The organism is Frankia tisae (assembly GCF_025403405.1).
GTDB classification, from domain to species: domain Bacteria; phylum Actinomycetota; class Actinomycetes; order Frankiales; family Frankiaceae; genus Frankia; species Frankia tisai.
Genome location: NZ_JANEZT010000290.1, coordinates 1 through 8,838, shown reverse-complemented (window position 1 = coordinate 8,838; position 8,838 = coordinate 1). Strand labels below are relative to the sequence as shown.

Annotated in this window: 8 protein-coding genes; 3 read left to right on the top strand and 5 right to left on the bottom strand. The window is 72.4% G+C overall.

All coding sequences use genetic code 11. The features are described 5' to 3' along the window. Positions 1-37 precede the first annotated feature (37 nt). The gene (gene aspS / locus NBZ85_RS22935) at positions 38-1,897 is read right to left on the bottom strand and encodes an aspartate--tRNA ligase (RefSeq protein ID WP_261562566.1); all 1,860 of its coding nucleotides are present in this window, start codon (positions 1,895-1,897) and stop codon (positions 38-40) included. 244 nt (positions 1,898-2,141) lie between these two features. Further along, positions 2,142-2,531, bottom strand: a complete 390-nt coding sequence (locus NBZ85_RS22930) for a hypothetical protein (protein ID WP_261558930.1) — start codon at positions 2,529-2,531, stop codon at positions 2,142-2,144. Positions 2,532-2,570: 39 nt separating this feature from the next. Here NBZ85_RS22930 and NBZ85_RS22925 point away from each other — a divergent pair, with 39 nt between their 5' ends. Together NBZ85_RS22925 and NBZ85_RS22920 are read left to right on the top strand one after the other, a co-directional pair. Next, positions 2,571-3,395 carry a purine-nucleoside phosphorylase gene (locus NBZ85_RS22925; protein WP_261558933.1) on the top strand — a complete coding sequence of 275 codons (825 nt, stop codon included), beginning with the start codon at positions 2,571-2,573 and terminating at the stop codon, positions 3,393-3,395. Positions 3,396-3,408: 13 nt separating this feature from the next. After that, the gene (locus NBZ85_RS22920; RefSeq protein ID WP_261562565.1) at positions 3,409-5,187 is read left to right on the top strand and encodes a phospho-sugar mutase; all 1,779 of its coding nucleotides are present in this window, start codon (positions 3,409-3,411) and stop codon (positions 5,185-5,187) included. A 46-nt stretch (positions 5,188-5,233) separates the two neighbouring features. Here NBZ85_RS22920 and upp read toward each other — a convergent pair whose 3' ends face one another. After that, a complete protein-coding gene (gene upp, locus NBZ85_RS22915) occupies positions 5,234-5,872 on the bottom strand; it encodes a uracil phosphoribosyltransferase (protein ID WP_261558928.1) in 639 nt (212 codons plus the stop codon). Between the two features lie 46 nt (positions 5,873-5,918). Here upp and deoC point away from each other — a divergent pair, with 46 nt between their 5' ends. After that, positions 5,919-6,689 (top strand): deoxyribose-phosphate aldolase, encoded by a 771-nt coding sequence (gene deoC, locus NBZ85_RS22910; protein WP_372517778.1) that lies wholly within the window; start codon positions 5,919-5,921, stop codon positions 6,687-6,689. 36 nt (positions 6,690-6,725) lie between these two features. Here the strand turns inward: deoC and NBZ85_RS22905 are convergent, their stop codons facing one another. Both NBZ85_RS22905 and NBZ85_RS22900 read right to left on the bottom strand, forming a co-directional pair. Further along, on the bottom strand, positions 6,726-7,400 hold the full coding sequence (locus NBZ85_RS22905; RefSeq protein ID WP_372517777.1) for a DNA-3-methyladenine glycosylase I: 675 nt from the start codon (positions 7,398-7,400) through the stop codon (positions 6,726-6,728). Continuing rightward, positions 7,397-8,500 carry an adenosine deaminase gene (locus NBZ85_RS22900; RefSeq protein WP_261562567.1) on the bottom strand — a complete coding sequence of 368 codons (1,104 nt, stop codon included), beginning with the start codon at positions 8,498-8,500 and terminating at the stop codon, positions 7,397-7,399. Before NBZ85_RS22900 ends, NBZ85_RS22905 begins: the two co-directional genes overlap by 4 nt. Positions 8,501-8,838 lie beyond the last annotated feature (338 nt).

Sequence of the window (8,838 nt, the reverse complement as noted above, 5' to 3'; positions counted from 1 at the left end):
ACCACCCGCCACCCGCCGCCAGCAGCCGAACCACCGGCTATCCGGCTGCCTGCGCTCCTGCCGGATCCGAGCCGGTCACCGGGGCCGCCGGGGCGATCACCCGCACACCCAGCTCACGAAGCTGACGGTCCGTCACCCGGGTAGGAGCTCCGGTCAGCGGGTCGAGGCCGGACTGGGTCTTGGGGAAGGCGATGACCTCGCGAATGTTCTCCTCACCCGCCAGAATGGCGACCAACCGGTCGATCCCGACCGCAAAACCACCGTGTGGCGGCGCGCCGTAGCCGAACGGGGTGAGGAAGAAGCCGAACCTGGCGTTCGCCTCCTCCGGTGTGATCCCGAGCAGGCCGAAGATGCGCTGTTGCAGGACACTCTCATGGATCCGGATCGAACCCGATCCAAGTTCCCAGCCGTTGAGCACCAGGTCATAGGCACGGCTGCGCACCTCGAGCGGGTCGCTCTCCAGCTTGGCGATGTCATCGGGATGCGGCCGGGTGAAGGGGTGGTGACCCGGCTTCGGCCGACCGGTGGCCTGGTCGACCCCGACGAACAGCGGGAAGTCCACCACCCACACGAACCGCAGCGGCCCCTGGCCGGCCGGCGGGCGGCCGAGGTCGTTGCGCAGCTGCCCGAGCACCTCGCAGGCGGTAGCCCACTCGTCGGCGACCAGCAGCAGCAGGTCGCCCTCGACAGCCTCGGTCGCGGCGATGATGCCGGCAAGCTCGCCGTCGGACAGGAACTTCGCCACCGGCGACTCCAGCTTGCCGCCGGCGCCGACCCGCATCCACACCAGGCCTTTGGCGCCCAGCGACTTGGCCCGCGTGGTGAGATCGTCCAACCGGCGCCGGTTATGGGTGGCCGAGCCGCCGGGCACCCGAATACCCTTGATCGCATCAGCCCCGGCGAACGCCTTGAAGCCACTGCCGGCGAAGATCTCGGTGAGCTCGACGAGCTCCAGGCCGAACCGCAGGTCCGGCTTGTCGACGCCGAAGCGGTTCATCGCCTCGTGCCAGGTGATCCGTTCAATCGGCGGCACGGGTTCGGTCGTCACCGCCCGTGCCGCGGCGAGCACCGCAGTGGAGATCACTTCGAGCACGTCGTCCTGGTCGACGAAGCTCATCTCGAGGTCCAGCTGGGTGAACTCGTACTGCCGGTCGGCCCGCAGATCCTCGTCGCGCAGGCAGCGCGCGAACTGGAAGTAGCGGTCGGTCCCGCCGACCATGAGCAGCTGCTTGAACAGCTGCGGCGACTGAGGCAGGGCATAGAAGCTCCCCGGGAACTGCCGGGACGGGACGATGAACTCCCGGGCGCCCTCCGGCGTCGACGGCATCAACAGCGGCGTCTCCACCTCGACGAAGTCGAACGGCGCCAGGGCAGCGCGCATCGCGCCGAGCACAGCGGAGCGGGCCCGCAGGTTGCGCTGCATCCGCTCTCGGCGCAGGTCGAGGTAGCGGTAGGCCAGCCGGGTGGACTCGTCGACGGCGTCGGCGCGGTCGTCGAGGGGGAACGGGGGCGGGGTGGCGGCCGAGAGGATTTCGACCGCGCAGTCACGCAGTTCCACCTCGCCGGTGGTCAGAGCCGGGTTCGCCGTGCCGTCCGGCCGGATGGCGACCGTGCCGGTGACGCGCAGCACGTACTCGGAGCGGACGTCGACGGATCCGTCGACGACCACCTGCAGGAGGCCGGAGTGGTCCCGCAGGTCGACGAAGGTCAGCGACTGCCCGTGCTGGCGGCGGTGTGCCACCCAGCCGCACACTGACACGGTCCGGCCGACGTGATCCGCCCGCAGATCGCCGCACAGATGAGTGCGCATGGCCGTGCGCTGGCGCTGCCCACTGATCGCGGAGACCCCTGGGCCCGGGATCGGTAGCTCGCCGGTGGCCGGCTGGGTTGTAGTCATCGGTCCGTTGTTCCCATCGCTGTCCGGTTCGGCCCACCGGGCGCGGTGTCACGCCTGTGCTGTGGCGACATCGTCACGCCCGCCGCGGGATCCCGTCCCGACCCTATCGGCCGGTGCGCCAGGACGGTCCGGTGTGGCCGCCGCGCCGAGCGTCAGGTTGTGCACGCATACGAGAAGGACGGGGGCCGCCCTGCGGCTGGCCGACCATTGACCCGGCCAACAGCCAGAGCCGCACAGCCAGCGGCTAGCGGCGCAGCGCCCGGATGAAACGGCCGGCCTCGGTTCGCAGCCGGGCCGGGACGCGCAGGACCTGACGGCCGTGTGGCGTGCTCAGCTCCACCGTGATGACGTCGCCGTGTTTGATGCCGCGGGAGGCGGTCACCTCGCGACGGTCGAAGACGACGTCGAACCAGTCCCCCTCGCGGGGAAACGGCGCGACGACGAGCAGCCGCCGGTCGGTGAGCATGATCCACCGCGAGGCGCCGACCCGGTGACCGACGAAGGTCTCGACCTTCGACATCAGCCGTCCCGGTCCGTCGGGATCGGTCAGCCGCCCGCGCAGCACGACCTCGGTGAATTCACCGGACTCGAGCGGCACGGACGGTAGCCGGCGGTGGGACGGCAACGGGGGCACGTCCGCCAGTCTCCTCCACGCACCCCGTACATTCGCCGGGTGTGGGAGCAGTCGCAGGAGCAGATAGAGGAACCGAACGCGGCGGCTTCGGCCGCGCGGCTCGCGGAACTGACCGGAGCAGGACGGCATGATGTGGCGGTCCTGCTGGGCTCCGGGTGGCGCCCGGCCGCGGACGTGCTTGCGCGGCGGGCAGACAAGGTCACCGAGGTCACCTTCGCTCAACTAGGGGGCTTTCCCCCAGGCACCGATGTGCCCGGGCATCGGCCGGTCGCCCGTTCGCTGCACCTCGAGGGCCGCCGGGTGCTCGTCTACCTGGGCCGGGTGCACTCGTACGAGGGCCACGGGCTGTCACGGGTGGTGCACGCGGTTCGGCTGGCCTGCGCCGCGGGCGTGTCCACCGTCGTGCTGACGAACGCCGCCGGCGGGCTGCGCGCCGACATGACCATCGGCCAGCCGGTCCTCATCTCCGACCATCTCAACCTCACCGGACAATCACCGCTGGTGGGACCCGCCTTCACCGATCTGACCGACGCCTATTCGCCGCGGCTGCGCATGCTGGCCCGGGAGGTCGACGCGTCGCTGGCCGAGGGTGTCTACGCCGGCCTGCCCGGACCACACTTCGAGACGCCCGCGGAGATTCGCATGCTGCGGGTCCTGGGCGCCGACCTGGTGGGCATGTCGACGGTGCACGAGACGATCGCCGCCCGGGCGGCCGGCGCCGAGGTGCTGGGTCTGTCACTGGTGACCAACCTCGCGGCGGGCATGACCGGGGAGCCGCTGAACCACCTGGAGGTGCTGGCCGCGGGTGCGAACGCGGCGGAGCGCATGGGGGCTCTGCTCGCCGACGTCGCCGCCCGTCTCTAGGCGCGGCCGGATCATGACGGCGCCGGCCGACGTCCCGCCACCGGAGTTGCCCGATCCGCTGGCCACGCAGGTCCGGGTCTGGCTCGCCGACGATCCGGATGCCGGGGACCGGGCCGAGCTGACCCGGCTGTGCGCCGAGGCCGTCCGCGACCCGGTGGTGCTCGCCGAGCTCGACGACCGGTTCCGGGCGCCGCTGCGGTTCGGGACGGCGGGGCTGCGTGGGCCGCTGCGCGCCGGGCCCGGAGGGATGAACACGGCCGTGGTGCGCCGGGCCGCCGCCGGCCTGGCCGCCTGGCTACATGCCGCGGCGAAGGCGACCGCGGCGGGCGGCGCCCCGGCCACAGCTCCCCTGGTCGTCGTCGGCTACGACGCCCGGCATCGCAGCGAGGCGTTCGCGCTGGACACCGCGCGGGTCGCCGCCGGGGCCGGGCTGCGGGCCGTGGTCCTACCCGGGCCGCTGCCCACGCCGGTACTGGCCTTCGCGGTACGCCACCTGCGGGCCGATGCCGGCGTTATGGTCACCGCCAGCCACAATCCGGCCACCGACAACGGTTACAAGGTTTACCTCGGCGGGGCGCAACTCGGCGGGGCGCAACTCGGCGGCGCCGACCCGGATCCGGGACGCGGCGCGCAACTCGTCGCACCCGCGGACGCCGACATCGAGCGGCGCATCGCCGTCGCGGGCCCGGCCGCCGCGATCCCCCTGGCCGAGACCTGGCGCCGGCTCGACAGACGGATCGTCGATGACTACGTCCACGCCGCCGTGGCAGCGGTGCTCGAGCTGGCCCCGGCAGTCGACCTGAACGATCCCGCACCGGCACCCGTGACCGTCGCGTACACCCCGTTGCACGGTGTCGGCGCCGAGACACTCGCCGCTGCTTTCGCCGCCGCCGGGCTCGCAGCCCCTGCTGTCGTCGACGAGCAGGCCGCGCCCGATCCGGACTTCCCGACCGTCCACTGGCCAAATCCCGAGGAGGCGGGCGCCATGGACCGGGTGCTGGCGCTCGGTGCACGCATCGGCGCGGATCTGGTGCTGGCGACCGACCCCGACGCGGACCGCTGTGCCGTGGCGGTGGGCGGACGGCTGCTCACCGGGGACGAGATCGGCCTGCTGCTCGCCGATCAGGTGCTCCGCCGCCGGCCCGGCCCGGTGGCGACCACCCTGGTCAGCTCGTCCGGCCTGCGCACGCTGGCGCAGCACACCGGTGTCGCGTGCCGCGAAACACTCACCGGCTTCAAGTGGATCATGCGGGCGGATCCGCGGCTCGTCTTCGGTTACGAGGAGGCGCTCGGCTACGCCCTCGCCCCGGACCTGGTGCGTGACAAGGATGGCATCACCGCGGCACTGGCCGTCACACTGATCGCCACCGCGGCCAAACGGCGCGGCCGGACGCTACTGGATCTTCTCGACGAGCTGGCGGCGCGGATAGGCGTGCATGAGACGGGGCAGCGTTCGGCCCGTTTCGCCGACGTCACTCGGATCGCCGCGGCGATGCGGCGGTTGCGCGCACAGCCGCCGGCGCGGCTCGCGGGTCGCGCGGTGACGGGCCGGCGCGACCTGCTCGACGACGGCGCGCTGCCGGCGTCCGACGTCTTCGTGCTGTTCCTCGACGACAACCGGGTGACCTTCCGGCCGAGTGGGACCGAGCCGAAGCTGAAGGTGTATCTCGAGGTCGTCGAGCCGGTGGCGGCTGGGGCGGCCACCGCCGTCGCGGCGGCCCGCGAACGGGCCCGGTCCCGGCTGGCCGGGCTGACCGTTGCCGTCGATGATCTGATCGGCCGCCTCGGGTAGCCGCCGGACCGCGCCTCGCGCTCCCAGGCCGGCCACCGACAGTGCCTCACATCTCGCCGTAGATCCGATCGCCGGCGTCACCGAGCCCGGGGACGATATAGGCGATGTCGTTCAGCCGCTCGTCGACCGCGGCGGTCACCACCGTCAGCTCCGCCACCGCCGCGGCCGGCAGGCCGGACTCGAGCGCCGTCAGCCCCTCGGGCGCCGCGACGACCGCGACGACCGTGATGCCTCGCGCGCCGCGGTCGAGCAGCAGTCGCAGGCAGTGCAGCGCCGAGCCGCCGGTGGCGAGCATCGGGTCGAGCAGCAGCACCGGGCGGCCGGTCAGGTCGGCGGGCACGGCCTCCAGGTAGACGGTGGGCCGATGGGTGGTCTCGTCCCGGGCCAGCCCGATGAAGGCGGTGTGGGCTTCAGGGAGCAGGCCGAGCGCCGCGGGCAACATGCCGAGGCCGGCGCGCAGTACCGGGGCGAGGACCGCCTCGGCGGCCAGCCGCACCCCCGCCGTCGTCGCGAGCGGCGTCGTCACCGTGACGGGCATCGTCGGCAACGTCCGGGTCGCCTCGTAGACCAGCATCGTGGCCAGGTCGTGCAGGGTCGGCCGGAATCGGGAGCGCGGCGTGCGTTCGTCGCGGAGCACGGTGAGCGACGAGGCCGCCAGGGGATGGTCCACGACGTGCAGATGCACGGACTGACTCCTCGAACGCGAGACGGGATCGGCAATGATGCAACGTATGACAACCGTTCCCGCCGGACCCGACCGTCCCGCCGAGGAACCCCCGGGCGGCGCCTCCACCTCGGCCGAGGGCGTCCAGCCCACCCTGCGGCGGGTCGAGGTCGCCCGGATGATCGACCACACGCTGCTCGCCCCGGCCGCGACCGACGAGGAGGTACTCGCGCTGTGCGCCGAGGCCGCCAAGCTCCGCGTCGGCGCGGTCTGCGTGGCCCCGACCCATGTCTATCTCGCCGCCGCGAGCACGTACCGCGACGGCCAGGGGGCCGACCCCGCCTTTGCCGTCGCCTCGGTGATCGGCTTCCCGCACGGCACGCATCTGACCGTCATCAAGGCCGAGGAGGCCCGCCGGGCCGTGGCGGACGGCGCGACCGAGATCGACATGGTCATCGACATCGCCAACGCGATGGATGAGAACTGGCGGGCGATCGAGACCGAGATCTCCGAGGTCCGCCTGTCGGTGCCGCCGCATGTGATCCTCAAGGTGATCCTGGAGACGGCGCTGCTGCCCGACGCGAGCATCATCGCGGCCTGCCGGGCAGCGGAGGCCGGCGGGGCCGAGTTCGTCAAGACGTCCACCGGATTTCACCCGGCCGGCGGCGCCAGCGTGCGCGCGGTGCAGGCGATGAGCGAGGCGGTGGGGGGACGCCTCGGCATCAAGGCCTCGGGCGGCATCCGGACGGCGGAGAAGGCGATGGCGATGATCCGGGCCGGCGCGACCCGCCTCGGGCTGTCCGCCTCCGCGGACGTCCTCGCCGGTTTCCCCACGTGATCCGACCCGGGCGTTCCGTTCCATCCGGAGATGCGGTTACTCGGGCGGGCGCGGCACCCAGCAGTCCGCCAAGTGATCGTCGACGAGGCCGCAGGCCTGCATGAGCGCATACGCGGTTGTCGGGCCGACGAACACAAAGCCGGCCGCGCGCAATCCCTTCGCCAGCGCCACCGACTCGGCGGTCTTCGCGGGAACGTCGGCGAGGATGGCCGGCCGGGCTCGCCGCGGCGGCCGGTGCGACCAGATCAGCTCGGGCAGCGGCCGGTCGAGGGCGAGCACGGCCCGGGCGTTGACGATTGTGGCCTCGATCTTGCGGCGGTTGCGCACGATGCCGGCGTCGCCGAGCAGCCGCTCGATGTCGGCGGGCCCGAAACCGGCGACCACCCCCGCGTCGAACCCGGCAAAGGCCGCGCGGAACGCCGGCCGCTTGCGCAGGATCGTCAGCCACGACAGCCCGGACTGGAACGCCTCGAGGGTGAGACGTTCGAACAGCTCCCCCTCGTCCCGGACCGGCCGGCCCCACTCGGAGTCGTGGTACTCGACGTACTCCGGCGCCGACAGCCCCCAGGGGCAGCGTGCCCGCCCGTCAGCCCCGACCACGGCGCCCACAGTGCCCGCGGCGGCGGGACGGGCCGCAACCGTGCCAGTCGAACCGGAGGACGGCACCGCGGGGGCGGGGGGCGGCTCAATTCCTGCAACGCTCGAACTCACCGTGCGAGCTCCTCGCGGACGTAGGGCGCATAGCCCGGCTTGATGATGTTGTTGATGAGATCGAGACGCTCGTCGAAGGGGAGGAACGCCGACTTCATCGCGTTCAGGGTCAGCCAGCGGATGTCCGACCAGTCGTAGCCGTGGACGTCGACGAGCGTCGCGAACTCGCTCGACAGCGACACTCCACTCATGAGCCGGTTGTCGGTGTTCACCGTCACCCGAAAGTGCAGCCGGCGCAGCAGGCCGATGGGATGGCGCTCGATGCTCGGCGCGGCGCCCGTGTGCACGTTCGAGGTGGGGCACATCTCCAACGGCACCCGGACATCACGCACGTAGTTGGCGAGGTCACCAAGGATCGCTTTCCCATCCGGATCGACCGTGATGTCGTCGACGATGCGCACCCCGTGGCCGAGCCGGTCGGCGTTGCACCACTGGACCGCCTCCCAGATCGACGGCAGCCCGAACGCCTCGCCGGCATGGATCGTGTAATGCCCGTTCGCCCGCTGGATGTACTGGAAGGCGTCGAGATGCCGGGTCGGCGGATTGCCGGCCTCGGCGCCGGCGATGTCGAAGCCGACCACGCCGGCGTCCCGCCAGCGGACCGCAAGCTCGGCGATCTCCAGCGAGCGGGCCTGGTGGCGCATCGCGGTGAGCAGCGCGCGAATACGCAGCGGCGTGCCGGCGGAGCCCGCCCGGAAGCCGTCGAGGACCGCCTCGACGACCTCGTCGAACGACAGGCCCCGCTCCACGTGCAGCTCGGGGGCGAACCGCACCTCGGCGTAGACGACGCCGTCGGCCGCGAGGTCCTCGGCGCACTCGCGCGCCACCCGCCGGATCGCCTCCCGGGCCTGCATCACGGCGACGGTGTGGCTGAAGGTCTCCAGGTAGCGCACCAGCGAGCCGCTGTGCGCCCCGCCGCGGAACCAGGTACTCAACGCGTGCACATCCGTGGACGGCAGGCCCCGGTAGCCGGTCTCGTCGGCGAGTTCCACCACCGTGGCCGGCCGCAGCCCGCCGTCGAGGTGGTCGTGCAGCAGGACCTTCGGCACCCGGCGGATCTCGTCGACCGTGATCGGGCCGGGCGGTGCGTCGTTCGTCACCGCGTCGTGCGTCACCGCGTCGTGCGTCACCGCGTCGTGCGTCATCGCGTCCTCCGTATCGTGTCCTCCGTCTCCTGCGCTGACCGTAGGCCACGGGTACGACAGAACCGCGGCGCCGCGATGTCGACGGGGACGGCGGCAGGGACGGGGACGGCGGCAGGGACGGGGACGGCGGCAGGGACGGCAGGACCCGGAAGCGGCCCGTCCGCACGACCCGGCGTGATCAGGCGCGGATGTGGTCTCCGACGAGCGGGGTGGGTGGCGGCGGCTGCGGGGTGACCGCCACTGCGCCGGCGAGCGCGGCCCGCGCGCGGTCGAGGGTGTTCGGATCATCGGTG